The sequence below is a fragment of the Rhodoferax sp. AJA081-3 genome, from assembly GCF_017798165.1.
GTDB lineage: Bacteria > Pseudomonadota > Gammaproteobacteria > Burkholderiales > Burkholderiaceae_C > Allorhodoferax.
Genome location: NZ_CP059068.1, coordinates 4,033,668 through 4,059,583, shown reverse-complemented (window position 1 = coordinate 4,059,583; position 25,916 = coordinate 4,033,668). Strand labels below are relative to the sequence as shown.

Here is a 25,916-nt window from a genome sequence, read left to right as displayed (position 1 = left end):
GCTGGGTTCTTCTTTCACTGCTTGCTATTTTTTGGGTACCGCTGCTGCCACCGTGCTCACACCACGCAAGCGGATGGCATAGCCGTTGTCATGCCGCAAATCGGCCGACTCCAGGTCGCCGCTCTGGCGTGTGTACCGAGAGGTCACCTGCGTCAGGGTTGCGAGGAACCGGCGCACACGCTCCGACAACTCCGCCACGCCACCCCGCCCCATCTCGATGCGGGCGCCGCTGTCCAGCTCCACCCGCCAACTGCCGCCCACCGACAGGCTCAACTCGTCCACCGGCATGTTCATCTGTTCAAACAGGGGCGCCAACGTGCGGTACATGGCCAGCACATCGGCACTCTGGCCTTGCGGTCCGTTGAGGCGCGGCAACATGTCCTGCTCGATTTCACCGGCATTGGCTTCAAACACTTCGCCAAAGCTGTTGATGAGCCGTAGCTCACCTTCGCTGCCCCAGTACGCCACGGCCTGGTGCTCTTGCAGCACCACCTGCAGGCGGTCCGGGAACTCGCGGCGTACCGTCGCGTGCCGCACCCAGGGCACGGCTTCGAACGCAGCGCGCACACGGGGCAGGTCCACGCTGAAGAAGGTGCCCGACAGCCGCGGCGCCACATTCGCACGCAGCGTGACCGCGTTGTTGTGGCTGAGGTCCCCGCTGACCACAATGCCCTTGATGTCAAAAGCGGACAGGCGTGCCGCCCAGCGCGCCGTGGCCAGGCCCACCAGGACGGCAAACGCCAGGAACAGCACCGTAGCGGTGATGTTCATCAGCTTGACGTCCAGCGGAGTGGCCACACTTGGATTCACACAGGTTCTCCCGTATCCAGAGCGGCCGTTGCCAACAAACTAAAACACAGGTCTTCGTAGCTGATGCCCGCCGCCTGCGCCGACTTGGGCACCAGCGAGTGGCTGGTCATACCGGGCGATGTGTTGATTTCCAACAGGTAGGGCTTGCGGGTCTTGCCGTCGATCATCACGTCCACCCGACCCCAGCCGCGGCAGTCCAGCACGCGGTAGGCCTTGAGCACCAGGGCCTGGATGGCTTCTTCCTCGCCAGCGGGCAGGCCGCAGGGCACGAGGTATTGCGTGGTGTCGGTGAAGTATTTGTTCTGGTAGTCGTAGTTGCCATCGGGCGCGACGATGCGGATCACGGGCAGCGCACGTGCAACGTCGCCCGTGCCCAGCACGGGGCAGGTCACCTCATCCCCCTCAATGCACTCTTCACACAAGATGTCGGAATCCAGCTTGCCGGCAGCCTCGACCGCACCCGCCATACCGGAATAACCCACCACCTTGGTGACGCCAAAGGACGAGCCCTCATGCGCAGGTTTAACGATGACGGGCAGGCCCAGTGTGTCCGGCACCTCAACCACCTGGCGACGGTCAAACGCCCCACGCTGCAAGAGTGTGTAGCGCGGAGTGGGTATGCCTTCGGACAGCCAGATACGCTTGGTCATGACCTTGTCCATGGCGATGCTGGACGCCATGATGCCGGAGCCCGTGTAGGGAATGCCCAGCAACTCCAGCGCACCCTGCACCGCACCACCCTCACCCAAACGGCCATGCAGGGCGATAAAACAGCGCGCAAAACCATCACGCTTCAGCTCGGACAGATCGCGCTCGGCCGGGTCAAAGGCATGGGCGTCCACACCCTTGGACAGCAGTGCCTTGAGCACACCGGCGCCCGACATCAGCGAGACTTCACGCTCACTGGAGTCCCCGCCCATCAGCACCGCCACTTTACCGAATTGGCTCATAGCCCCCGTCCCTCCTCAACACTATGCTCATTTGTTTGTAGCAGTTCAACCACCTTGCCTGGCACGGCACCAATGGACCCAGCCCCCATGCACAGGATCACATCACCCGCCAGTGCGTTGTCCACGATGGCCTGGGGCATGGCAGTGATGTCGTCCACAAAAATCGGCTCCACCTTGCCGGCGATGCGCAGGGCGCGGGCCAGCGCGCGGCCGTCTGCCGCCACGATGGGCGCCTCACCGGCGGCATACACCTCGGCCAGTAGCACCGAATCGGCCTGGCCCATGACCTTCACAAAATCTTCAAAACAATCCCGCGTACGGGTGAAGCGGTGCGGCTGGAAAGCCAGCACCAGACGCCGCCCGGGGAAGGCGCCGCGTGCCGCCGCCACCGTGGCGGCCATCTCCACGGGATGGTGGCCGTAGTCGTCGATGACCGTGGCAATGCCGCCCAAGGCCAGTGGCAGGTCACCATAACGCTGGAAGCGCCGGCCCACACCCTTGAATTCGCTCAACGCCTTTTGCACGGCCGCGTCCGCAATATTGAGCTCCACCGCCACGGCAATAGCCGACAGCGCATTGAGCACGTTGTGCAGGCCCGGCAGGTTCAGCACCACATCCAGGTCGGGCAGCACCACACCGTTGCGGCGCTGCACCGTGAAGTGCATCTGGCCGTCGACCGCGCGCACATTGATGGCCCGTACCTGGGCCTCTTCGTTGAAACCGTAGCTGGTGACCGGGCAGGTGACCTGCTCCACGATCTCGCGGATGGCCGCGTCGTCGGTGCACAAAATCGCCACGCCGTAGAACGGCATGCGGTGCAGGAAGTCGACAAAGGCCTTCTTCAACCGGCCAAAGTCATGGCCATAGGTCTCCATGTGGTCGGCGTCAATGTTCGTCACCACGGCCATCACGGGCAGCAGGTTCAAAAAGGACGCATCAGACTCATCCGCCTCGACCACGATGTAGTCGCCACTGCCCAGGCGCGCATTGGCGCCGGCGCTGTTCAGCCGTCCGCCGATCACAAAGGTGGGGTCTAGCCCAGCCTCGGCCAGCACACTCGCCACCAGACTGGTCGTGGTTGTTTTGCCGTGGGTGCCGGCGATGGCAATGCCTTGTTTGAGGCGCATCAGCTCGGCCAGCATCAGCGCGCGCGGCACGATGGGGATGCGCATCTCACGCGCCTTGATCACCTCGGGGTTGTCGCTCTGCACGGCGGTGGACGTGACCACCGCATCGGCACCGACCACGTTCTCCGGCGCGTGACCCACATAGGTCTTGATGCCCAGGCTGGCCAGGCGCCGTAACGTGGTGCTGTCGGACAGGTCGGAACCCGATATCGTGTAGCCCAGGTTGCACAACACCTCGGCGATACCGGACATGCCGGAGCCGCCAACGCCTACAAAGTGAATGTGTTTGATTGCGTGTTTCATGGGCACAACTCCTCACAGGCGGCCACCACGGCCTCTGTGGCTTGAAGCTTCTGCATCTTTTTGGCCTCTAGCCCCCGCGCCAGCAGCGTGGAGCGCTCTGTTTTTTGTAGCATGTCTGCCAGCAACCCGGGGGTCAATTCGTTTTGGGGTACCAGCCAGCCGCCGCCCTGGTCGACCAGGAAACGTGCGTTGTGGGTCTGGTGGTCGTCCACGGCGGACGGGAAAGGTACAAACAGCGCAGGCGCGCCGACGGCCGCGATTTCAGTCACCGTGCTGGCACCAGCGCGGCAAATGACCAGATCGGCATCAGCAAAGGCTTTGGCCGTGTCGTCGATGAACGGTGTGAGCTGCGCCTGCACACCGGCGGTGGCGTAGTTGCTGCGCAGCTCTTCGATCTGTTTTTCACCACTCTGGTGGGTCACGATGGGGCGTTCGCTTTCAGGAATCAGGGCCAGGGCTTGTGGCACCACGGTGTTCAGCGCGCGGGCGCCCAGGCTGCCACCGACGACCAGCACACGCAGCGGTCCGCTGCGGCCGGCAAAACGCTCCTGCGGCTCGGCTTGTTTCAAAAATTCCGCACGCAAGGGGTTGCCCACCCATAGGCCCTTGGACATGACCTTGGGAAAAGCGGTGAAGACGCGACGCGCCACTATGGCCAGTGCCTTGTTGGCCATGCCGGCAATGGAGTTCTGCTCGTGTAACACCAGGGGCTTGCCCATCAGCGCACCCATCAGGCCACCGGGCATCGTGATGTAACCGCCCAGGCCCACCAGCACATGGGGTTTGACGCGGCGCATCACAGCCAGGCTTTGGCCCAGTGCACGCAGCAGGCGCAGTGGCAGGGTCAGCAGCGTGCGCAAACCCTTGCCCCGCACGCCGGAAAAGTCCACCGTTTCCAGCGGGAAGCCTTTGGGCGGAACCAGCCGGCTTTCCATGCTGTTGGGTGCGCCCAGCCAATGCACGCGCCAGCCGCGCTCGCGCAGGGCCTGCGCCACGGCTAGACCGGGGAAGATATGGCCCCCGGTGCCACCCGCCATGATCAGCGCGCACTTTTGGGGAACACTCATACACGCCCCCCGTGCATCAGCCATGCCGCGTGCCGCGCCATGCTGCGCTGCGCGCAGTGCCAATTTTGGTGAAACAGGCAACTCATACACGGCCTCCGTGCATGAGTTGCCTGTTTTCAAAATCAATACGCAGCACAATCGCAATGGCAATCATGTTGATCAGGATGGCCGAGCCGCCGTAACTCATCAGCGGTAGGGTCAGGCCCTTGGTGGGCAAAGCGCCCAGGTTCACGCCCATGTTGATGAAAGACTGGAAACCCATCCAGATGCCAACACCCTGCGCCACCAGACCGGCAAAAACCCGGTCCAGCGCGATGGCCTGGCGGCCGATGTGCATGATGCGGCGGGTCAGCCACAGGAACAGGCCAATGACGACCAGCACACCGATCAGGCCGAACTCTTCGCCGATGACGGCCAGCAAAAAGTCGGTATGCGCCTCGGGCAGCCAGTGCAGTTTTTCCACACTGCCGCCCAAGCCCACGCCAAAAATCTCGCCCCGCCCTATGGCGATCAGCGAGTGCGACAGCTGGTAGCCCTTGCCCAGCGCATGTTTCTCGGTCCAGGGGTCCAGGTAGGCAAAGATGCGCTCGCGCCGCCATTCACTCAGGGCAATCATCAGCCCGAAGGCCACGACCAGAATGGTCGCAATCAGGAAGAACATGCGGGCGTTCACGCCACCCAGGAACAGGATGCCCATCGCAATCACGGCGATCACCATGAAGCCGCCCATGTCCGGCTCGGCCAGCAGCAGCAGGCCAATGACGGCCACCGCACCGGCCATGGGCATCACGGCACGGAAGAAGCGCTCCTTGACGTCCATCTTGCGCACCATGTAGTCGGCCGCGTAGAGCAGCACGGCCAGCTTGGCCAGCTCCGAGGGCTGGAAGCTGAAAGGGCCCAGTGCGATCCAGCGGCGGGCACCATAGACCACCTTGCCGATGCCGGGGATCAGCACCAGGATCAACAGCACCAGCGACCCCACCAGCAACCAAGGCGCATATTTTTCCCACACCGCCACCGGCACCTGGAAGGCCATCAGTGCCACCACAAATGCCGTGGCCACCCACATGGCATGGCGCACCAGGAAATAGGTGTGGGTGTACTTGGCGAACTTGGGGTTGTCGGGCATGGCGATGGACGCCGAATACACCATGACCAGACCCCACATCAGCAGGGCCACGACCACCCAGGCCAGGGGTTGGTCAAAACCACGCACCTGCGGCACCGACGTGGTGGCCGCAAACGAGCCCCGCCCGCCCAGGCGCACTGGCAGCGCCCGCGACGATGCTGCACCCATGCGTGCTGAGAACCACTTGGACAGGGACTGGGCCATCGCACTCATGCCAAGCTCTCCAAATCCACACCCGCGGCCAAAGCCAGGTCCCGCACCGCGGCGATGAACACCCGTGCCCGGTGTTCGTAGTTGTCAAACATGTCAAAGCTGGCGCAGGCGGGTGACATCAGCACTGCATCACCGGCGTGGGCGCGCTGGTTGGCTTGCACCACTGCGGCGTCCATGGATTCCGCATCGGTCAGAGTCACACCGGTGCCGTCCAGCGCGGCGCGGATCAGCGGTGCGTCGCGGCCAATCAGCACCACGGCGCGGGCATAACGGGCCACGGGTGCGGCCAGCGGCGCAAAGTCCTGGCCCTTGCCTTCGCCGCCCAGTATCAGCACCACCTTGCGGTCCGCGCCCAGGCCTTGCAGCGCCGCCACGGTGGCACCCACATTCGTGCCCTTGCTGTCGTCAAAAAACTCCACGTCGTTGAGGATGCCAATGGGCTCAACACGGTGCGGCTCGCCGCGGTATTCGCGCAGGCCAAACAGGATGGGGCCCAGCGCACAACCAGCCGCGGCGCACAGGGCCAGCGCAGCCAAGGCATTGCTGGCGTTGTGGCGGCCGCGGATGCGCAACACGTCCACCGGCATCAGGCGCTGGAAGTGCAGCTCTTCTGCGGCTTCCTTGCGTTTGCGGCGGGTCTCGTCAGCCTCCAGTGCGCGCACCAGCCAGACCATGCCGTTGACTTCTTCGATACCGAAGTCGCCAGGGCGCTGGGGCATGTCGGTGCCAAAACTGGTGTAGGGGCGCTCCACAGGTTTTTGCAGCTTGGCGCGTACGGGTGGCGGCAGCATGCCCATCACCGCCACATCGTCGCGGTTCAGCACCATCAGGCCGGTGGCACCAAAGATGCGGGCCTTGGCACCTGCATAGGCATCCATGCTGCCGTGCCAGTCCAGATGGTCCTGGGTCACATTCAGCACAACCGCAGCCGTGGGCTCGAAACCGGTGACGCCGTCGAGCTGGAAGCTGGACAGCTCCAGCACCCAGACCTCGGGCAGTGTGTTGGCATCCAGATGGGCTGCCAGTGTGTCCAGCAGCGTGGGGCCGATGTTGCCGGCCACGGCCACGGTCTTGCCGGCGTGGGCCACGAGCTGGCCGGTCAGCGATGTGACGGTGGTTTTCCCATTGGTACCGGTAATGGCCAACACGGCCGGTGCATAACCACGAGTCTCCCGCAGTGTCTGCAGCGCCATGACGTATAAGCTCAACTCGCCTCCAGCCCCCGTATCACTTGCTTGTGCAGCTATTAAAACAGGAGCAATGACATCAGGACTCAAACCGGGTGAGCGGTACACCGCGTGTATGTTCTGCCCGTCCACCAGGCTTGCATCAAAAGGCCCGGCGACAAACCGCACCTGGGGCAACTCCTGCTGCAGCGTCGCCAACTGGGGGGGCGCGTCACGTGTATCGGCCACAGTGACACTGGCGGCGCCAGTGCGTACACACCAGCGTGCCATGGCCAGACCCGAGGCGCCCAGGCCCAGGATCAGGATGTTCTGGCCCAACAGGGGTTGGAAAGGCGCATCGGCTTGCGGCTCCAACGCTACATCGTCTGCAATGACTTCGGATGCCAGAGCCTCGGCCTTCTGCGTCTTGTCCGCCAGCGCAGCCTGCTCGGCCTTTGTGTCGGCAAAGATCTGCGCAACAAAAGCGGCTGCATCCGCAGCAGCGGTCAGGGTGGTGGGCAAGACGCGACCCGTTGCCGTGATCGCCACAGCGGCGGGTTGGTCATCGGCCAGGAGTCTGGGCGGCAAAGCATTCTGCTCCGTGTCCCCCGCCCGCTGCGCGGGCTCCTCCTCTACCTGCGCAGAACGCTCTGCCACCCAGACTCCTTGCGCCACTGGATGGTCAGACGGGACGGCATCCACCCCATGCAACACGCGCGGCTCCACTGCGCCTTCGGGCACAGGCGTCGGGGCGTGGTCGTGGATGGACGGGTCTTCGGGGTTCATCGCAGTTTGAGGGTGGACAGGCCGACCAGGCACAGCAGCATGGTGATGATCCAGAAGCGGACGACGACTTGGGTTTCTTTCCAGCCGTTTTTCTCGAAGTGGTGGTGCAGCGGCGCCATCTTCAGCAGGCGGCGGCCTTCACCAAAGCGCTTCTTGGTGTACTTGAAATAGCTGACCTGCAGCATCACCGACAGGGCTTCGACGACAAAGATGCCACCCATGATGGCCAGCACAATCTCCTGGCGCACGATGACGGCAATGGTGCCCAGCGCTGCGCCAAGGGCCAGCGCACCCACGTCACCCATAAAAACCTGGGCCGGGTGGGTGTTGAACCACAGAAAGGCCAGACCGGCACCGGCCATAGCCGCACAGAAGACCAGCAGTTCGCCCGAGCCGGGAATGTGCGGAAAGAACAGGTATTTGGAATACACCGCGCTACCCGTCACGTAGGCAAACACACCCAGTGCAGAGCCCACCATCACCACCGGCATGATGGCCAGGCCATCCAGCCCATCGGTCAGGTTGACCGCATTGCTGGAGCCCACGATGACCAGATAAGTCAGCACCACAAAGCCCAGCACGCCCAAGGGGTAGCTGACCTCCTTGATGAAGGGCAGCAACAGCCCGGCCTTGGGCGGCAGGTCCACATCAAAGCCGGACGCCACCCAGTTGAAGAACAACTCCAATACCCGCAGGTTGGAGTTTTCGGAGATGCTGAACACCAGGTACAGGGCGGCCAGCAGGCCGATCATGGACTGCCAGAAATACTTTTCGCCCGAAGGCATGCCTTCGGGGTCTTTGCGCACCACCTTGCGCCAGTCGTCCACCCAGCCAATGGCGCCAAAGCCCAACGTCACCAACAGCACGATCCATACAAAACGGTTGCTCAGGTCCACCCACAGCAGGGTCGAAATGGCAATACACAACAGGATCAGCACGCCGCCCATGGTTGGGGTGCCACTCTTTTGCAAGTGGGTCTCCATGCCGTAACCGCGGATGGGTTGGCCGATCTTCAGCGCCCGCAAACGGCTGATGACGTAGGGGCCAGCAGCCAGGCCTATCAGCAGTGCGGTGACGGCAGCCATCACCGCCCGAAAGGTCAGGTACTGGAACACCCGGAAGTAGCCAAACTCCGGCGACAGGGCTTGCAACCATTGGGCCAGGCTTAACAACATAGTAGGGACGCTCCGAACGAATAATCACGGTGCATGGGGATGCTCCTGCGGTGGGGCCGTTTTGATGACCATGGGCTCCATGGCCTGCACCACCCGCTCCATGCGCATGAAGCGCGAGCCTTTGACCAGCACGCTGTGCTGGTGGGGCAAGGTGTGCAGCAGCGCATCGATCAGGTGTTCTGCCGAACCAAAATGCTGCGCGCCCTCAAAGGCGTTCGCGGCCACCTGGGCCAACTCGCCGAGCGTCAGCAGCGTCTCAATACCTTTGGCCTTGGCATACCGTCCGGCCTCGGCATGGAAAGCCGCGCCCTGGTGGCCGACCTCGCCCATATCGCCCAGCACCAGCAGATGGGGGCCCGGCAGATCAGCCAACACATCAATGGCGGCGCGCACGGAGTCTGGGTTGGCGTTGTAGGTATCGTCCACCAGCGTCACGCTGCGCCCCTGCACGGCCAGGCGCAAGACCTTGGAGCGGCCCTTGACCGGCTCAAAAGCCTGCAACCCGGCCACCACGGTAGATACAGATACCCCAGCGGACAAGGCCGCGGCGGCGGCGGCCAGTGAATTCTTGACGTTGTGCCGTCCGGCGATGGCCAGCCGGTAGTGCAAATCTTGCCCCAGCCCGCGGGCATGGACGTGCCAGGCACCGTCTGCCCATCGCGCCTGCACACACACCAGAGCACCCGGCCCATCCACGCCGTCCAGTGAAAAGGTGGCGGTGCGCCGGTGGCCTGACAGGGTTTGCCAAAGGGGGGTGAACTCGTCGTCACTGGGGAACACCACCGCGCCCTGCGCACCCACGGCTGTGATGACCGAGCCATTCTCCAGCGCCACGGCCCGCACGGTGTGCATGAACTCCATGTGTTCGCGCTGCGCGTTGTTCACCACGGCCACGGTGGGTTGCACCATGGCCGCCAGGGTGGCGATTTCGCCGGGGTGGTTCATGCCCAGCTCCAGCACGGCGATCTGGTGCTGCGGGCGCAGGCGCAACAGGGTCAGCGGTACGCCGATGTCATTGTTGAGGTTGCCGCGTGTGGCCAGCGCGCCGTCGTTGGGACGGTGGGCTGCCAGGATGGAGGCCAGCATCTGGGTCACCGTGGTTTTGCCGTTGCTGCCGGTCACTGCAATCACCGGTATATGAAACTGTGCGCGCCAAGCCTTGGCCAAGGCGCCCAGCGCCAGCCGGGTGTCCGCCACCGTGATGCAGGCCATGTTGCCCACGCCACTGCGGTCTGCATCCGGGTGGCAGATGGCAGCCACTGCACCGCGCTGCGCGGCCTCTGCCAGGAAGGCGTTGGCGTCATACCGCTCGCCCTTGAGGGCTACAAACAGGTCGCCGGGCTCAACACTGCGGGTGTCGGTATGCACCCGCTGTACCACGGCAGCGCCATCCCCCAACAGGTGTGAACCGGTGAGCCACTGGGCGGCCTGGGCAATAGTCATCATCTGGCTCATGCGCGTGTCTCCGCAGTGGGGGTTTGGCGGCTGTGCAAGGCGCGCTGTGCATGGTCGCTGTCGGAAAACGGGTGCTTGGTACCCCCAATTTCCTGGGTCTCTTCGTGGCCCTTGCCGGCCAGCAGCACCACGTCTTGTGGCGCCGCCCGTGTGATGGCCTCGGCAATGGCCAGGGCCCTGTCTGCCTGCACATCGACCGACTTGCTCTGCGCCAGACCCAGCAAAATATGGGCAATGATGGTCTCTGGCTTTTCGCCACGCGGGTTGTCACTGGTGACCACCACCTGGTCGGCCTTTTGTGAGGCAATGGCGCCCATCAAGGGCCGCTTGCTCGCATCGCGGTCTCCGCCGCAACCAAACACACACCACAGGCGGCCACCGCGCTGCTGCGCCAGCGGCCGCAGTGCGGCCAGGGCTTGGCTCAGGGCGTCCGGCGTGTGGGCGTAGTCCACGGCCACAAGTGGCGCATCCACACCTCCCATACACTCCATGCGGCCAGGCACCGGGTGCAAGGTGCTGCAGGCATGGACGGCATCCTGCAAGGGAATACCCAGCGCACGCATGGCACCCAGCACACCCAAGAGGTTGGACACGTTGTAGCTGCCAATCGTGCGGGTCTGCAGCCGGTGGGACGACGCACCCTCCACCACATCAAAGCTCAGCCCCAGACCGCTGTAGGCAACGGCACGCGCCTGCAAACGCGCACCACATTGGCTGGAGACGGTCCAGACATCCACTACCGATGCACGCAAGGAATCGGCCAGCGCCTGGCCCTGGGCATCATCCACATTCACCACCGCAGCGGCAAGGCCGGGCCACGCAAACAGACGGCGTTTGGACTGCCAATAGGCCTCCATGCTGCCGTGGTAATCGAGATGGTCCTGGGTGAAATTGGTGAACACCGCAACCCGAATCTGCGTGCCGTCGAGGCGGTGTTCTTCTATCCCAATGGATGAGGCCTCCATGGCGCAGGCCTTGAGGCCTTCGGCGTTGAACTGGCGCAAGGTACGCTGCAGTAGCACCGGATCAGGGGTGGTCAGACCGGTGGACGTGACCGACCGACCGGCGGACGCGGCGGGTGCTGCACCGCTGGCCGGCGGGCGCCCCACGCCCAGTGTGCCAACCATGCCGCAGGGCAGCGCCATGCCGTCCGGCAGCGCCGAGAGGGCCTGTGCCAGCCACCAGGCGGTCGATGTCTTGCCATTGGTTCCGGTGACAGCCACCACCTGCAGCGCCTCGGACGGTGCACCAAAAAACTCGGCAGCAATCACGCCGGTGTCCGCCTTCAGGCCCTGGTAACAGGCGACACGTTCACCATCCAGCCCCCAACGGGCTACATCGGCCTGCTCTACCAGGCAGGCCGTGGCGCCGGTTTTCAGCGCATCACTCACAAACTGGCGCGCATCCACGGCAGCACCTGGCCAGGCAATAAAACCGTCACCCGCTTGCAGCTTGCGGCTGTCGGATTGCAGTGTGCCCGTAACACGCTGGCGCAACCACTGCGCAGCCTGGGAGGGGGTGTGCAACACGTGCATCACAGGCTCTCCTCCGCCGCCTGTGCCACGATCTGCGGCTTCACCGCCAGGTCGGGTTGTACGCCCAGGATACGCAAGGACTGTTGCACGGTTTCGGCAAACACGGGGGCGGCGACATCGCCTCCGTAGTATTTGCCATTGGTGGGCTCGTCAATCATCACGGCCACCACAATGCGTGGGTTGTCGATGGGCGCCATGCCCACAAACCAGCCGCGGTACTTGCGGTTTTTGTCCGTGCCATAACCCTTGCCGATTTGTTTGTAGGCGGTGCCAGACTTGCCGCCCACGGAGTAACCAATGGTTTGCGCCTTTTGCCCCGTGCCGCCAGGCCCTGCCGCCATTTGCAGCATCTTGCGCACCTGGCCTGCGGTGCGGGCAGACAACACCTGCACACCCACGGCGGGGGTGGAGCTCTTGATCAGGGTTGCAGGGATGATTTGTCCGTCGTGCGAAAACACGGTATACGACCGTGCCATCTGGAACAAGGATGCCGACAGGCCGTAGCCGTACGACATGGTGGCCTGCTCAATGGGCCGCCAGGTCTTGTAGGGGCGCAGGCGACCCGACACCGCACCAGGGAAACTGATTTGAGGTTTTTGCCCAAAGCCAGCCTGCGTGAACAAGTCCCACATTTCGCGGGGCTGCATTTGCATCGCAATCTTGGTGGTACCCACGTTGCTGGATTTTTGTATCACCCCTTCCACCGTCAACATGCCGTTGGGGTGAGAGTCGGTGATCGTGGAGCCAGTGATGGTGATACGCCCAGGAGCGGTGTCTATCATGGACAGCGGCGTCACGCGCCCGGTCTCCAGCCCCAGGCCCACGGTGAAGGGTTTCATCACCGAGCCCGGCTCAAAGGTGTCGGTCAATGCGCGGTTGCGCAGTTGTTCACCGGTCAGGTTGCGGCGTTTGTCCGGGCTGTAGCTGGGGTAGTTGGCCAGGGCCAGCACCTCGCCGGTGGTGGTGTCCAACACGACCACACTACCGGCCTTGGCCTTGTGCTCCATCACGGCCTCGCGCAGCTTCTGGTAGGCGAAGAACTGCACCTTACTGTCGATGCTGAGTTGCAGATCCTTGCCATCCACCGGGGGGATCTGGTTGCCCACGTCTTCAATCACTTGGCCGAGCCGGTCCTTGATGACGCGGCGCGATCCATTGCGCCCGGCCAGCTCTTGGTTGAAGGTGAGCTCCACACCCTCCTGCCCTTTGTCTTCCACATTGGTAAAGCCAACCACGTGCACGGCCGACTCACCCTCGGGGTATTGGCGCTTGTATTCCTTGCGCTGGTAGATGCCCTTGATGTTGAGCGCGGTGATCTGTTTGGCCACAGACTCGTCGACCTGGCGCTTGACCCAGACGAAGCTTTTGTCTTCATCCTCAAACTTCTTGGCCAGATCGGCCACCGGCATCTCCAGCAGCTTGGCCAGTTTTTGCAGCTTGGCCTTGTCAATCTCCACATCTTCGGGGATGGCCCAGATGCTGGGGGACGGCACGCTGGATGCCAGTATCAGCCCATTGCGGTCCAGGATACGGCCGCGGTTGGCCGGCAAATCCAGCGTGCGGGCAAAGCGCACTTCACCCTGGCGCTGGAAGAAATCATTCGCCACCACCTGGATGTAGGCGGCACGTGCAGCCAAGCCGCAGAATGCCAGTGCAATGGCGCCCACGACCAGCTTGCTGCGCCACACCGGCGTGCGGCTGGCCAGCAAGGGGCTAGAGGTGTATTGCACACCGCGCCTCACCGCACCACCCCGCTAACGGTGGCGGCAGAGCTAGGCAGCGGCGTCTGGCCCGCGGCGGGCGGCGCCTCGGCGTAGGTCACATAGGTGGTGATACCGGGCTTGGCCTGGCTCATCTGCAATTTTTCGCGTGCCAGTTTCTCCACCCGTGCCGGGGTGGTGTGTGCACGTTTTTCCACCTGCAGGCGTTCATTTTCCAGCTCCAGGCGGTGCGCTTCGGTTTTGGCCCGGTCCAGCTCGGTGAACAGGCGGCGCGAGTCGTACTGCACACTGACCAGATAAATGGCGCTTGCAAGCACAGCCAACAGCAGGACCAAATTAAGCCTGATCACGCCGCCGTCCTTTGCGCCACGCGCATGATGGCGCTGCGCGAGCGGGGGTTGCCACTGACCTCGTCTTTGCTGGGCTTGATACGGTCCAGCGCTTTGAGTTTCATGACCTTGGGCGCGGCAAACGGCGCACGGCGGTCGTACTCATCTTTGGCGTGTTTGGCGATGAACTGTTTGACGATGCGGTCTTCCAGCGAGTGAAAGCTGATGACCGCCAGACGGCCACCGGGCTTCAGGATGTGCAGGCAGGCCTCTAACGCTTGTTGCAGCTCCTCAAGCTCGGCGTTGATGAAAATCCGAAAAGCCTGAAATGTGCGCGTTGCAGGGTCCTTGCCCGGCTCGCGGGTTTTGACCGTGTCAGCCACGAGTTGGGCCAGCTCGGTGGTGGTTGAAATTGGGCCCCGTTCCTGTCGGCGAGCAACAATCGCCTTTGCAATGGGGCCAGCAAACCGTTCTTCACCATATTCACGTATCACCTCCGCGATTTGATTGGTTTCAGCCGTCTCCAGCCATTGCGCCACACTCTCCCCACGCGTGGTGTCCATACGCATGTCCAGCGGCCCGTCGAAACGGAAGCTGAACCCGCGAACCGGGTTGTCGATCTGGGGTGAACTCACACCCAAATCCATCAAAATTCCATCGACGCTGGCACCGGGCAGCTCGGCCACATGCGAAAACGCCTCGTGCCGAATGGAGAAGCGTTCGTCCGCAATGGCATTGGCCTGGGCTACCGCTTCGGGGTCGCGGTCAAACGCGATCAAACGCCCCACAGGAGAGAGGCGCGAGAGGATCAAACGGGAGTGGCCGCCACGCCCGAAGGTGGCGTCCACATAGGTGCCATCAGCCTCGGGGGCGGACGGGTCCGTTGTGTTGTTGAATAAGGCATCCACGGCTTCGTTCAACAGTACGGTGGCGTGGTTCCATGGAGTTTCCACCACCCGGCCTTAGAAGGAAAAGTCCTTGAAGACATCTGGCATGGCAGCTTGCATGGCCTTGGCCTCCTGCGCGTCATATGTCGCCTTGTCCCACAGCTCAAAGTGGGTGCCCATGCCCAGCAGCACGGTGTCTTTGGCAATGCCGGCGGCCTCACGCAATTCAGGCGAGACCAGCACGCGTCCCGTGCCATCCATCTCCACGTCCATGGCATTGCCTAGGAAGATGCGCTTCCACCATTGGGCTTCCATTGGCAAGGCGGCGATGCGGGCCGCGAATTTTTCCCACTCCGGGCGGGGAAACACCATCAGGCAGCCGTGCGGGTGTTTGGTGATGGTCAGCTGGCCTGCCGCCGTCGCACTCAGGACGTCACGGTGCCGGGTTGGCACGGAGAGCCTACCCTTTGCATCCAGACTGAGAGACGAAGCCCCTTGAAACACCAAAATCCACCTTTTCTTGCACGGACAGGCAAAAAGCGCTTCTTTAAGACACTTTTCACCACTTAATTGCACTTTTTTGCACTGTATCAGCAAAAGTGAATCACGCAAGAGGGCTAACGAGAATTTTTTCCAATGAAATCAAGGACTTAGAAGCGATTTCGAAGCCAAATGGATGGCAAAAATCGTTCTAAATGAAGGACTTAGCGCAGGCTCTGAAAGTAACGCTTGAGAAGCAGCGCAGCGCTTGGTCTTTTGGTGGCGGCCGTTTTGATGGCCACCCAAGGTGTCACAAGATGTAACGCGACAGGTCTTCGTCCTGGCTCAGCTCACCCAATCGGATGTTCACATAGGCCGCATCGATGCAAACGGTCTGTCCCGACAACTGCGCCGCATCGAAGCTGACATCATCGAGCAACCGCTCCATCACGGTGGCCAGGCGGCGTGCGCCGATGTTCTCGGTGCGTTCATTCACGTCAAACGCAATTTGCGCCAGGCGGGTAATACCTTCCGCGGTGAAGTCCAATGTCACATTTTCGGTGGCCATCAAGGCCCGGTACTGCTTGACCAGCGAGGCGTGGGTCTGCATCAGTATCGCCTCGAAATCCTGTACCGACAGCGACTGCAATTCCACACGGATCGGAAACCGCCCCTGCAGCTCGGGAATCAAATCGCTGGGTTTGCTCAGGTGGAAGGCACCCGAGGCCACAAACAGAATGTGGTCGGTCTTGACCACACCGTATTTGGTGGAGACCGATGTGCCTTCGACCAAGGGCAACAAATCGCGCTGTACACCCTGGCGTGACACCTCGGCGCCGCTGCCTTCGCTGCGCGAGGTCACCTTGTCGATTTCGTCGATGAACACAATGCCGTTTTGCTCCAGCATGTGGATCGCCTGGGCCTTGATCTCGTCTTCGTTGACCAGTTTGGCAGCTTCCTCATCCACCAGCAGCTTATGGGCCTCGCTGATCTTGAGCTTGCGAGTCTGGCGTTTGGCCTGGCCCATCTGGCCAAACATGCCGCGCAGCTGCTCGGTCATTTCCTCCATACCGGGCGGGCCCATCACTTCGAGTTGTGGCGCGGGCTGGGCCACATCGATCTCGATTTCGCGGTCGGCCAGCTGGCCCTCACGCAGCTTCTTGCGAAAGGCCTGGCGTGCTGCACTCTGCGGCTGGTCTTCAGCGTTCGAGAAACCAAAGTCACTGCGCGCCGGTGGGATCAGAATATCAAGGATGCGGTCTTCGGCGGCATCTTCTGCGCGGCTACGCACCTTGCGCTTCTCGGCCTCGCGTGTTTGTTTGACGGCGATGTCCGCCAGGTCGCGGATGATGGAGTCCACATCTTTGCCCACATAACCCACCTCGGTGAATTTGGTGGCTTCTACCTTGATGAACGGAGCATCGGCCAGACGCGCCAGACGGCGGGCAATTTCGGTCTTGCCCACGCCAGTGGGGCCAATCATCAAAATGTTTTTGGGCGTGATTTCGCCACGCAAATCACCCGCCACCTGCTGGCGCCGCCAGCGGTTGCGCAGCGCAATGGCTACCGCACGTTTGGCTTGGGACTGGCCGACGATGTGTTTGTCGAGTTCGGAAACGATGTCTTGGGGGGTCATGGGCGCTAAGGACCGTCACCCAGGGTTTCGATCGTGTGTTGCATGTTCGTGTAAATGCACAATTCACCGGCAATTTCAAGTGAACGCTTGACGATATCGGTCGCCGACAACTCGGTGTGATTCAGCAATGCCATGGCCGCCGCCTGGGCATAAGCCCCGCCGGAGCCTATGGTGACGATGCCGTTTTCGGGCTCCAGCACATCACCGTTGCCGGTAATGATCAGCGACGCGTCTTTATCGGCGACCGCCAACATGGCCTCCAGGCGACGCAGGACACGGTCGGTGCGCCAATCCTTGGTCAACTCAATGGCGGCACGCACCAGATGGCCCTGGTGTTTCTCCAGTTTGGCCTCAAATCGCTCGAACAGTGTGAACGCGTCTGCCGTTGCACCGGCAAAACCGGCCAAGACCTTGCCGTGGTACAGCTTGCGCACCTTGCGCGCTGTGCCCTTGACAACAATATTGCCCAGAGTGACCTGACCGTCACCGCCAATGGCGACAGAATAGCCCTGCGCAGTCTTGCGGCGCACGCTGATGATGGTCGTGCCGTGGAATGCTTCCATGGAATTTAAACAGGCCTGGGGAGAACGCGGGCATGCTCATTGATGCCGATGACATTAAAAAAGGCCGCCACCAGACGGTGCACATCGCGGAACTGCACATGGCAGCCTTCGGCCTCCCGCATGGCCACCCAGTTGAGGATGCTGCCGGCTGCAGAGAAGTCCACCCGCACCAGCCCCTTGCAGGACACGATGATGCCGTCGCCACGGTGTTCCCCTGCATCAAATTCGTCAAACGCGTGTGTTGCGTCGCCGAGCACACTGCCTTTCAACTCCAGACTGACAGGCTGTGCGCCATCCAGTCCAATAGGCGCTGTGGGCGCCTGCGCAAAGCCGGAATTCCAGTTGCCCGCCTGTGTGGTGGTTGCAGCGGCTTCTTCTGCCTCGACATTTCCGTATTGGCAGCGGGCCTCTTGCCAGGCGGGCGGCGACACCTCATAGGTGACGCAGTAATCCAGCGCAGCCAACTCAAAATCGTCGAGCAACTGCATGGTGCGCAGTGCATTGAGACGCATCGCCCACCAATCGGGGCTGATGCTGTGGTCGCCCGACGGCATCATGGTACGCAGCGTATCTACCAACTGTTGGGCGCCGCTGAAACGCAGTGCCACCGGTTCGTCACACAGGCTGCTGAACAGGCCGGCCAACAGCGGCATGGCATCTTCCGAAATACGCACCAGGCGCGACCAGTCCAAGTGCCAAGGCGTGGGATTGGATGCCATGGCATCACGCAGATCTTCGAGGGCCAGGGCGTTTAACTCGCCGGGGCTGCACCAGATGGCGCCAATGGAGTAATCGCGGCTAGCCCGCCGTGGGGCCACGTCTTGTGTACCGGGAGCGGGGGCCGCGGCGGGCTCTTCACCAATGGCGCTCCACTGCGGGGTCACGGTCTCGAACCGGTGGGCAAACTCCGCCACGGCCTGGTCGAATTGCGAACGGTTTTGCGTGGCGCGGTACAGATCCAGCAAGGCCGCTGCCCACGAATGCGCAACTTCTGGCATCAAGGCATCGCCCCGCAAAGCGGCCAACAATCCGCTTTCGGCACCTTCGTCGTCGCCATTGGCAAAACGGATGGCTGCCTCTTCCAGCTCAGGATCGGTCGCCATGTCTTCCACGTCGATGGCAAACATTTTGGACGTCGAAAAGCTCTGGTCCACGCCGTCATAACTTTGGGCCAGGCTGCCCAGAATGGGAATTTGGCCTACGCCCGGCGGGGGCTTGGGGCCGGACCGCGGAGTGGGGGGCAAAGGCTCCATGCCATCGCCCATTTCCGTGGCCTTGAAATCGGCACCACCCGCACCGGCATCCCCCAGGTTCAGATTGGACGACGCCGTCGAATCAAACTGTTCGGAGATGGATGCCAGGTTCGGACGGGGGGCTACGGGCATTGGCTCCGTAGGTTCGGTTCCTGTGGGTTTGGCAACCGGAAAACCCGTACCCTGGGCATTGGCGGCGGCATCTTGTTTGCCTTTCCACCATTGCTTGGACATCTGGGCTTCGATCTCGTCGATCTTTTTCAGGGTCACGGCGCGCCCGTCGGGGTCGGTCGCCAGGCTGTTCTGGAACACCGAGGGCCGCCCCATGCCCGCCACCGCGGACACTCCGCGGCTGCGCAGTTTGCGCAACTGGTCAAATTCGCGTTTGCGGATGAAGTCGTTTTGCCGCTTGCGCTCAATCATCTGCTTGAGCACCTGCTTGTCGAAACTGCTGTCCTGGTCTGCTTGCGGGCGCTCCAACTCCGACCAGTCCTTGGTCGGATTGCGAACGAACATTGCCATCTTGGACAACAATCCCGGCGAATCGCTTTTGGTGGCCATGTGCGCAGTTTACCGAACGGGCAGGAGCATCAGATCAGCAGCAACCTCAATCCCCAAACATTTTCTGCTTGAGTTCCCGGCGCTGTTGAGCTTCCAGGGACAGGGTTGCAGTGGGGCGGGCCAACAGACGGCCCACACCGATGGCTTCACCGGTTTCATCACAATAACCATAGTCGCCGGCATCGATGCGGGCTATGGATTGCTCAATCTTCTTCAACAGCTTGCGCTCGCGGTCGCGTGTGCGCAGCTCCAGCGCATGCTCTTCCTCGATCGTGGCACGGTCGGCGGGGTCTGGCACCACGGACGTGTCTTCGCGCAAATGCTCGGTGGTCTCACCTGCACTGTTGAGAATATCCAGCTTGAGTTTGGTCAGCTTGAGGCGGAATACCGCCAATTGCACGGCATTCATGTACTCGGAATCGGGCATGGCCATCAATTCCGCATCACTGAGATCAGCCACGGCAGTTGTTTTCCAGTTGTTGGCGAGCTTGGGGTCTTTTTTGATCGAAGACGGCAAGGCTGGAACAATGATAGGCGTTGGCGCGGACTGTGTATAGCTGGCTTTGGCAGCGGTGGACGCAACCGTTTGCGCCATGGATGGCACGGTCAATTGCGCCAAACGGGACGAGGGGCGCCCTGCCTTTGCGGGAACCGCAGCGGCAACCGGTGCAGCAGCGACTTTTTCGGCCACTGCGGGCGCGGCGACTGGGGATTTGGACTTGGAGGAAACAGTTGTCTGCATTGGCTTGGCTGACGTTTTGGAAACGGGCATGGGAGCAGGGCTGGCAACAGCCCGGGGTTTGGAAATAACGGGTTTTGAATCCGATGGGGTGACCTTCTTGGCCGTAACGACTTTGGGCGGGACAGCTTTTTTGGCAACTGGCTTGGCCGTTGATTTTGCGCCGACTTTCGCTACGGGCTTGGCAGATTTTGCAGGAGCAGCTTTTGCCACCGGTTTCGCAGCGGGCTTGGCGGCAGGTTTTGCAGCCACTTTGGTCGCCACTTTTTTAGCGGGTTTGGCCGGCGGCTTGCTGGCGACTTTTGCCACAGGTTTGGTGGACTTACTGGGCTTGGCGACAGTTTTCCCCTTGGGCTTGGCTACAGCCGTTGCTTTGGTTTTAGCGGCAGCTGCCTTGCTGTCTTTTCCAGATTTAGCGTTCACTTCGTGTCTCCTGGCAGAAATCTCCTGCGCATGGTCGGTGGGGCCTGCTAACCCGGCCTTGCCTTTTGCAGGCTTTTTTGACTGGGCTTCTCCGGCGCGCGAGTGTACAGGCTTCCCCTTGGCAAAACCCATACGTTGCAAAATCGAGACAATCATTTGGGGTCCATCACACTAAAGACTGTTCCATGCCTTGCAACAAAATGTCTTTGGGCAGGTCGATGCCAATAAAGACCATTTTGCTGCACCGCTGTTCACCCTCGGCCCATTGGGGTCCCAGATCACTGCCCATCAGCTGGTGCACACCCTGGAAGATCACCTTGCGGTCCGTGCTCTTCATATAGAGCACCCCTTTGTAGCGCAGCATGCGCGGACCGTAGATGTTGACGATGGCACCCAGAAAGTCTTCCAGCTTGGCCGGGTCGAACGGCCGGTCGGACTTGAAGACAAAACTCTTGACGTCGTCATCGTGGTGGTGGTGGTGCCCGTGGCCGTGCCCGTCATGCTGGTGCGAGGGGTGGTCGCAATGTTCGCCGTGTTCATGGTCATGGTGTTCATGCCCGTGGTCGTGCGCGTCGTCCTTCAGGAAGTCCGGGTCGATGTCCAGCTTGGCATTCAGGTTGAAGCCGCGCAGGTCAAACACCTCGCTCAGGGCCACTTCCCCAAAATGCACGGCCTTTTGCGGCGCCCGGGGGTTCATGTGTTTGAGGCGGTGCATCAGCGCATCGGTTTCGTCCTTGGACACCAGATCGGTCTTGCTGATGAAGATCTGATCGGCAAAACCTACCTGGCGGCGCGCCTCCTGGCGGTCATTGAGCTGCTGCTCGGCATGTTTGGCATCGACCAGGGTCAGGATGGAGTCCAGCAGGTAGGACTCGGCAATCTCGTCGTCCATGAAAAAGGTCTGGGCCACCGGGCCGGGGTCGGCCACGCCGGTGGTCTCGATCACCACGCGCTCGAAGTCCAGCTCGCCCTTGCGTTTTTTCTCCGCCAGGTCGCGCAGCGTGGCGCGCAGGTCTTCGCGGATGGTGCAGCAGATGCAGCCATTGCTCATCTGGATGATCTGCTCATTGGTGTCGCTGACCAGGATGTCGCTGTCGATGTTTTCCTCACCGAATTCGTTCTCGATGACCGCAATCTTCTGGCCATGCGCCTCTTCCAGCACGCGCTTGAGCAAGGTGGTTTTGCCGGAACCCAGAAAGCCGGTCAGGATGGTCGCGGGAATCAAACTCATGGGGGAATCCAAAAATCAGCAGGTGGGGAGTGTACTGGTCATTTCAAGATACCAGGCTTACAGGGAAAAGGGTGCAACGGATCGAGCGGCAGGGCTGGGGTGAACGCCAAAGTGAGGTAAAGGGGGAGCCCGAAGGGCGGAGGACACGAACGGCGGTGTTTACCCCCTGCTCTGCTGCGGGCGCGCATCGACACACGAACTCTTAGCCGTCTTCACTTACGCATCACAACAAGACCTTTCAGGTATTCACCCTCGGGGAAGGCGATGGTCATGGGATGGTCCGGGGCACCACCCATACGTTCGGTGATGAAGCCGTCCACCCCAGCGTCCGACCCGGCACCGGCCACGATCTTGTGGAACAGGTCGGCGCTGATACCCCCAGAGCAGGAATAGGTAAACAACACACCACCGGGCTCCAGCAACTTGAGCGCCAGGCGGTTGATGTCCTTGTAAGCCCGGGCCGCGCGTTCGGCATGGGCCACCGTGGGGGCGAACTTGGGCGGATCCAGCACGATGGCGTCAAACGTCCGGCCCTCGTTCACAAACTGGCGCAGGGAGGCGTTCACGTCCGCATCCATAAAGGTGGCTTGGGCCGTGTCCAGGCCATTGAGTTCCACATTGGCACGCGCCTGCTCCAGGGCCGCGCCGGACGAGTCGATGGACGTGACATGCCCGCCGGTAAAACCACCGGCACGCAGTCCCGCCAGCGCCGCCACCGTAAAGCCGCCGGTATAACAAAAGCAGTTCAGCACCCGCTGGAAGCTCAGCCGCTGGGCGTAGTCGGCAAACTTCTTGCGGCTGTCGCGCTGGTCCAGGTAGAAGCCGGTCTTGTGGCCGTCGGCTATGGACAGCCCCAACTGCCAGTCGTGTTCACGCAGCACAAAGTCGGTGGGTGTGCTGGCGTCACCACCCCGCAGCCAGCCCTTGACCTCGGGTAGGCCTTCCAGTGCACGGCTGCTGGCGTCCGAGCGCTCGTAGAGTTTGCTCAGTCCGGTGTGGGCCAGCAGGGCATCGGCCAATACCGCTTTCCAGCGCTCGGCACCACTGGACAAAAACTGCGCCACCAAGGTGTCGCCGTAGCGGTCCACAATCAGCCCGGGCAGGCCGTCGGATTCACCATGGACCAGGCGCAGACCATTGCTCTGTATGTCAAATCGGGCTCTAGCCCCCACAGATGCTGCTACTGCCGCTATAAAAAAAGAAGCATCGATGCGCTGAGCCTCATCAAAGCTCCAAACCCGGGCGCGGATTTTGGACGTGGGGCTGAACGCCGCCCAGCCCAGAAAGGCGCCGCTGTCGGATTCCAACCGCACGGTTTCGCCGCTGTCGGCGCTGCCTTTGGCAATGGCGGATTCAAAGATCCAGGGGTGGCGGCGCTGCAGGGAGCGCTCTTTACCGGCGCGAAGTCTTAGGGTTTTCATGGGCACCGATTGTGCGGCAAGCCGCCAACCCGGCTCTTGCCAACCCACGGCACTCCACCCATAGCCAAAGACTAACAATAGTGCTAGGCTGTACTGGTGCCCGCTGGATTGCTACCAAAAAAGGAATCTCCATGGACTTGCATGACATGAAAATCTCCACCCGGCTGACGCTGGGGTTTGTGGTGCTCGTAACACTGGTCAGCCTGATGGCTGGTTTTGGTTTCCTCAAGGTCCGAAGTACCAATGCGTCCATCGGCACCATTTATGCCGATCGGGTGGTCCCCCTCAAACAGCTCAAGGTCGTCAGCGACATGTATGCGGTGGGCATTGTGGATGCCACCAACAAGGTGTCCGCGGGCATCATGGACCCCAAGGCCGCCGTCAAAGAGGTCACCAACGCGCTGAGCGCCGCCGAAACGGAATGGAAGGCCTACATTTCCACCACCCTCACCGAAGAAGAAAAACGTGGCGTGGCCCAGGCCACCGACCTGATCGCCAAGGCGCAGCCTGTGGTAGCCCAGGCCAAGGCCGCCATGGAGTCTGGCGACAAAGACAAGGTGACGGCCATGGTCAAGCCCCTGTACGAAGCGATTGACCCCATGAGCACGGCCATCTCCACCTTGATCGACGTACAACTCAAGGAAGCCAAGGCCGAGTACGACCGTTCAACCGACAACTACCAAAAAACCGTCATCCTGTTCAGTGTGGTGGTGGTCCTGGCCATTGCCCTGGCCAGCGCCATTGCCTGGATGCTGATCAAAGCCATCACCGTGCCCCTGAACCAGGTGGTGGACATTGCCCGCAGCGTGGCCAGTGGCAACTTGACCCTGCAAATTGACGGTACCGGCAAAAGTGAGACCGGTATGGCCCTGGCCGCCCTGAAGGAAATGCAGGGCAACCTGGTGGAGGTGGTGTCCACCGTGCGGGTGGGCAGCGAAGGGGTGGCCGACGCCAGCTCCGAAATCGCCCAGGGCAACAACGACCTGTCCATGCGCACCGAACAACAGGCCAGCGCGCTGGAAGAAACCGCAGCCTCCATGGAAGAGCTCAGCTCCACCGTCAAACAGAATGCCGACAGCGCCAAACAGGCCAACCAACTGGCACAAAACGCCTCCACCGTCGCCATCCAGGGGGGCAATGTGGTGGGCCAGGTGGTGGAGACCATGAAAGGCATCAACGAATCCAGCCGCAGGATCAGCGACATCATCAGTGTGATCGACGGCATCGCCTTCCAGACCAATATCCTGGCTCTGAACGCAGCGGTGGAAGCCGCCCGTGCCGGTGAGCAGGGCCGCGGTTTTGCGGTGGTGGCCAGTGAAGTGCGTTCACTGGCCGGGCGCAGCGCCGAGGCCGCCAAAGAGATCAAGAATTTGATCAACACCAGCGTGGAGCGGGTCGAACAGGGCACCGCCCTGGTAGACAAGGCCGGTATCACGATGACCGAAGTGGTCACCAGCATACGGCGCGTGACCGACATCATGGGCGAGATCAGCGCCGCCAGTGGTGAGCAGGCCATGGGTGTGCAGCAGGTGGGAGAGGCCGTCATGCAGATGGACCAGGTCACGCAACAAAACGCTGCGCTGGTCGAGCAAATGGCAGCAGCGGCCAGCAGCCTCAAAACCCTTGCCGGTGACCAGGTCAGGGCCGTGGCGGTATTCCTGTTGCCACCCGGCGTCACGCAGTCTCGCACCCTTGCGCTGCGGTGAGGGCGGTGACGGCGCATGAACAGACCCCTGCAGCAACCCACCCTGCTGGTGGTGGACGACGCCCCCGAAAACATTGACCTGCTGCACGCAATCCTGCGCCCCCACTACCAGGTCAAGGTGGCCACGGGGGGGTGAAAAGGCGCTCAAGATCATCCAATCGGACCAGCCGCCCGACCTGGTACTGCTGGATGTGCTGATGCCGGGCCTGGACGGCTACGAGGTCTGCCGCCAGATCAAGTCGCACCCCGGCACGCGCAACATCCCTGTCGTGTTTGTCACCGCCATGGACGAACAAAAGGACGAGGAATATGGCCTGAGCCTGGGCGCGGTGGACTACGTCACCAAACCGTTCAACGCCTCCATCGTGCTGGCCCGGGTCAAAACCCACCTGGCACTGCACGACCGCACGCAGGAGCTGGAGCGCCAGATAACCATGCGCACCCAGGCCAATGCCGAGTTGACCGAGGCCCTGCAACAACTGGGGGCCGCCCGCGACAAGATTGCCCAATCGGAGCGGCTGGCAGCGGTGGGGGCCATGGTGGCGGGTGTGGCCCATGAACTCAACACCCCCATAGGCACCGGCCTGCTGGCGGCCAGCACCCTGCATGACAAGACCCGGGATTTGGCTCGGGCCATGCAAACCGGCATCAAACGCTCGGAGCTGGACCAGTACCTGGGCAATGCCACCCAGGCCTGTGACCTGATTTTGACCACGCTGAACAAGTCGGCCAGCCTCATCAGCAGTTTCAAACGCATCGCGCTGACCGAGGCCCGTTCGCAGCGCCGCCCCTTCGACCTGGGCGCCCACATCGCCAACATAGCCCACACCGTGACCGCGCAGCTGCAAAAAAAAGGGATTGTGCTGCGGGTCGATGCACCCGCCGGTGTGGCCATGGACAGCTACCCCGAAGCCGTCAGCGAGGCACTGCAACACCTGGTGGACAACGCCCTCCTCCACGGCTTTGACCGCGCAGACCATGGTGAGGTGCAACTGCGCGTGGATGCTGCGGATGGGGAGTGGATCACCCTCACCGTCGCCGACAACGGCGGCGGTATACCCGCCAACCACTTGGGCCGCATCTTCGACCCCTTCTTCACCACCAAGATGGGCACGGGCAGCAACGGACTAGGGCTCAACGTGGTGCACAACCTGGTGACGAATGTGCTGGGCGGCAGTATCGCGGTCACCAGCACGCCGGGCAACACCTGTTTTGTTTTGCGATTTCCGCGCCGGGCGCCGTGAGGAGTCG

The 25,916-nt window shown here is 62.0% G+C and carries 22 protein-coding genes; 3 read left to right on the top strand and 19 right to left on the bottom strand.

All coding sequences use genetic code 11. The annotated features are described in order from the left end of the window. Positions 1-24: 24 nt before the first annotated feature. From HZ993_RS19090 to dksA, 17 genes are all read right to left on the bottom strand, one after another. Positions 25-810, bottom strand: a complete 786-nt coding sequence (locus HZ993_RS19090) for a cell division protein FtsQ/DivIB (protein WP_209394291.1) — start codon at positions 808-810, stop codon at positions 25-27. Further along, positions 807-1,760, bottom strand: a complete 954-nt coding sequence (locus HZ993_RS19085; protein WP_209394290.1) for a D-alanine--D-alanine ligase — start codon at positions 1,758-1,760, stop codon at positions 807-809. The genes HZ993_RS19090 and HZ993_RS19085 overlap by 4 nt, the downstream gene beginning before the upstream one ends. After that, the gene (murC, locus tag HZ993_RS19080) at positions 1,757-3,190 is read right to left on the bottom strand and encodes a UDP-N-acetylmuramate--L-alanine ligase (RefSeq protein ID WP_209394289.1); all 1,434 of its coding nucleotides are present in this window, start codon (positions 3,188-3,190) and stop codon (positions 1,757-1,759) included. The genes HZ993_RS19085 and murC overlap by 4 nt, the downstream gene beginning before the upstream one ends. Continuing rightward, on the bottom strand, positions 3,187-4,257 hold the full coding sequence (gene murG, locus HZ993_RS19075) for an undecaprenyldiphospho-muramoylpentapeptide beta-N-acetylglucosaminyltransferase (RefSeq protein ID WP_209394288.1): 1,071 nt from the start codon (positions 4,255-4,257) through the stop codon (positions 3,187-3,189). Before murG ends, murC begins: the two co-directional genes overlap by 4 nt. Before the next feature lie 82 nt (positions 4,258-4,339). Further along, positions 4,340-5,590, bottom strand: a complete 1,251-nt coding sequence (gene ftsW, locus HZ993_RS19070) for a putative lipid II flippase FtsW (RefSeq protein WP_245214002.1) — start codon at positions 5,588-5,590, stop codon at positions 4,340-4,342. Positions 5,591-5,595: 5 nt separating this feature from the next. After that, complete coding sequence (gene murD / locus HZ993_RS19065; RefSeq protein WP_209394286.1) at positions 5,596-7,551, bottom strand: UDP-N-acetylmuramoyl-L-alanine--D-glutamate ligase; 1,956 nt, start codon at positions 7,549-7,551, stop codon at positions 5,596-5,598. Next, positions 7,548-8,726, bottom strand: a complete 1,179-nt coding sequence (gene mraY / locus HZ993_RS19060; protein ID WP_209394285.1) for a phospho-N-acetylmuramoyl-pentapeptide-transferase — start codon at positions 8,724-8,726, stop codon at positions 7,548-7,550. Before mraY ends, murD begins: the two co-directional genes overlap by 4 nt. A gap of 24 nt (positions 8,727-8,750) precedes the next feature. Then, complete coding sequence (gene murF / locus HZ993_RS19055) at positions 8,751-10,172, bottom strand: UDP-N-acetylmuramoyl-tripeptide--D-alanyl-D-alanine ligase (protein WP_209398619.1); 1,422 nt, start codon at positions 10,170-10,172, stop codon at positions 8,751-8,753. A 5-nt stretch (positions 10,173-10,177) separates the two neighbouring features. Then, a complete protein-coding gene (locus tag HZ993_RS19050) occupies positions 10,178-11,716 on the bottom strand; it encodes a UDP-N-acetylmuramoyl-L-alanyl-D-glutamate--2,6-diaminopimelate ligase (RefSeq protein WP_209394284.1) in 1,539 nt (512 codons plus the stop codon). Beyond that, positions 11,716-13,458: a penicillin-binding protein 2 gene (locus HZ993_RS19045; RefSeq protein WP_209394283.1), complete on the bottom strand. Its 1,743-nt coding sequence runs from the start codon at positions 13,456-13,458 to the stop codon at positions 11,716-11,718. Before HZ993_RS19045 ends, HZ993_RS19050 begins: the two co-directional genes overlap by 1 nt. Next, the gene (gene ftsL / locus HZ993_RS19040) at positions 13,455-13,787 is read right to left on the bottom strand and encodes a cell division protein FtsL (protein WP_209394282.1); all 333 of its coding nucleotides are present in this window, start codon (positions 13,785-13,787) and stop codon (positions 13,455-13,457) included. The genes HZ993_RS19045 and ftsL overlap by 4 nt, the downstream gene beginning before the upstream one ends. Beyond that, positions 13,784-14,719, bottom strand: coding sequence for a 16S rRNA (cytosine(1402)-N(4))-methyltransferase RsmH (rsmH, locus tag HZ993_RS19035; protein WP_209394281.1), 936 nt, complete (start codon positions 14,717-14,719; stop codon positions 13,784-13,786). Before rsmH ends, ftsL begins: the two co-directional genes overlap by 4 nt. 9 nt (positions 14,720-14,728) lie before the next feature. Continuing rightward, positions 14,729-15,157, bottom strand: coding sequence for a division/cell wall cluster transcriptional repressor MraZ (mraZ, locus tag HZ993_RS19030; RefSeq protein ID WP_209394280.1), 429 nt, complete (start codon positions 15,155-15,157; stop codon positions 14,729-14,731). Between the two features lie 286 nt (positions 15,158-15,443). Further along, entirely contained in the window at positions 15,444-16,769 is a 1,326-nt protein-coding gene (hslU, locus tag HZ993_RS19025; protein ID WP_209394279.1) for an ATP-dependent protease ATPase subunit HslU, read from the bottom strand. Between the two features lie 5 nt (positions 16,770-16,774). Then, positions 16,775-17,332, bottom strand: a complete 558-nt coding sequence (gene hslV / locus HZ993_RS19020) for an ATP-dependent protease subunit HslV (protein WP_209394278.1) — start codon at positions 17,330-17,332, stop codon at positions 16,775-16,777. A 5-nt stretch (positions 17,333-17,337) separates the two neighbouring features. Further along, positions 17,338-19,146 carry an STAS domain-containing protein gene (locus tag HZ993_RS19015; protein ID WP_209394277.1) on the bottom strand — a complete coding sequence of 603 codons (1,809 nt, stop codon included), beginning with the start codon at positions 19,144-19,146 and terminating at the stop codon, positions 17,338-17,340. A 46-nt stretch (positions 19,147-19,192) separates the two neighbouring features. After that, the gene (dksA, locus tag HZ993_RS19010; RefSeq protein WP_245213691.1) at positions 19,193-19,888 is read right to left on the bottom strand and encodes an RNA polymerase-binding protein DksA; all 696 of its coding nucleotides are present in this window, start codon (positions 19,886-19,888) and stop codon (positions 19,193-19,195) included. Between dksA and HZ993_RS19005 the strand changes: the two genes are divergently transcribed. Continuing rightward, on the top strand, positions 19,866-20,483 hold the full coding sequence (locus HZ993_RS19005; RefSeq protein ID WP_209398738.1) for a hypothetical protein: 618 nt from the start codon (positions 19,866-19,868) through the stop codon (positions 20,481-20,483). The genes dksA and HZ993_RS19005 overlap by 23 nt on opposite strands. On the opposite strand, the gene HZ993_RS19000 is transcribed toward HZ993_RS19005, so the two are convergent. Together HZ993_RS19000 and HZ993_RS18995 are read right to left on the bottom strand one after the other, a co-directional pair. Continuing rightward, positions 20,475-21,539 (bottom strand): GTP-binding protein, encoded by a 1,065-nt coding sequence (locus HZ993_RS19000; protein WP_209394275.1) that lies wholly within the window; start codon positions 21,537-21,539, stop codon positions 20,475-20,477. The genes HZ993_RS19005 and HZ993_RS19000 overlap by 9 nt on opposite strands. Before the next feature lie 212 nt (positions 21,540-21,751). Continuing rightward, positions 21,752-22,960 carry a class I SAM-dependent rRNA methyltransferase gene (locus HZ993_RS18995; RefSeq protein WP_209394274.1) on the bottom strand — a complete coding sequence of 403 codons (1,209 nt, stop codon included), beginning with the start codon at positions 22,958-22,960 and terminating at the stop codon, positions 21,752-21,754. Positions 22,961-23,091: 131 nt separating this feature from the next. On the opposite strand from HZ993_RS18995, the gene HZ993_RS18990 reads away from it, so the two are divergent. Both HZ993_RS18990 and HZ993_RS24670 read left to right on the top strand, forming a co-directional pair. After that, positions 23,092-24,666 (top strand): methyl-accepting chemotaxis protein, encoded by a 1,575-nt coding sequence (locus HZ993_RS18990; RefSeq protein WP_209394273.1) that lies wholly within the window; start codon positions 23,092-23,094, stop codon positions 24,664-24,666. A 148-nt stretch (positions 24,667-24,814) separates the two neighbouring features. Continuing rightward, positions 24,815-25,909 carry a hybrid sensor histidine kinase/response regulator gene (locus HZ993_RS24670; RefSeq protein ID WP_245214000.1) on the top strand — a complete coding sequence of 365 codons (1,095 nt, stop codon included), beginning with the start codon at positions 24,815-24,817 and terminating at the stop codon, positions 25,907-25,909. Positions 25,910-25,916 lie beyond the last annotated feature (7 nt).

Coding starts and splice junctions, on each gene's coding strand:
- HZ993_RS19085 (WP_209394290.1), bottom strand. CDS start 1,760: ATGAGCCAATTCGGTAAAGTGGCGGTGCTGATGGGCGGGGACTCCAGT.
- murC (WP_209394289.1), bottom strand. CDS start 3,190: ATGAAACACGCAATCAAACACATTCACTTTGTAGGCGTTGGCGGCTCC.
- murG (WP_209394288.1), bottom strand. CDS start 4,257: ATGAGTGTTCCCCAAAAGTGCGCGCTGATCATGGCGGGTGGCACCGGG.
- ftsW (WP_245214002.1), bottom strand. CDS start 5,590: ATGGCCCAGTCCCTGTCCAAGTGGTTCTCAGCACGCATGGGTGCAGCA.
- murD (WP_209394286.1), bottom strand. CDS start 7,551: ATGAACCCCGAAGACCCGTCCATCCACGACCACGCCCCGACGCCTGTG.
- mraY (WP_209394285.1), bottom strand. CDS start 8,726: ATGTTGTTAAGCCTGGCCCAATGGTTGCAAGCCCTGTCGCCGGAGTTT.
- murF (WP_209398619.1), bottom strand. CDS start 10,172: ATGATGACTATTGCCCAGGCCGCCCAGTGGCTCACCGGTTCACACCTG.
- HZ993_RS19050 (WP_209394284.1), bottom strand. CDS start 11,716: ATGCACGTGTTGCACACCCCCTCCCAGGCTGCGCAGTGGTTGCGCCAG.
- hslU (WP_209394279.1), bottom strand. CDS start 16,769: ATGACCCCCCAAGACATCGTTTCCGAACTCGACAAACACATCGTCGGC.
- hslV (WP_209394278.1), bottom strand. CDS start 17,332: ATGGAAGCATTCCACGGCACGACCATCATCAGCGTGCGCCGCAAGACT.
- HZ993_RS19015 (WP_209394277.1), bottom strand. CDS start 19,146: ATGGCCACCAAAAGCGATTCGCCGGGATTGTTGTCCAAGATGGCAATG.
- dksA (WP_245213691.1), bottom strand. CDS start 19,888: ATGCAGACAACTGTTTCCTCCAAGTCCAAATCCCCAGTCGCCGCGCCC.
- HZ993_RS19000 (WP_209394275.1), bottom strand. CDS start 21,539: ATGAGTTTGATTCCCGCGACCATCCTGACCGGCTTTCTGGGTTCCGGC.
- HZ993_RS18995 (WP_209394274.1), bottom strand. CDS start 22,960: ATGAAAACCCTAAGACTTCGCGCCGGTAAAGAGCGCTCCCTGCAGCGC.
- HZ993_RS18990 (WP_209394273.1), top strand. CDS start 23,092: ATGGACTTGCATGACATGAAAATCTCCACCCGGCTGACGCTGGGGTTT.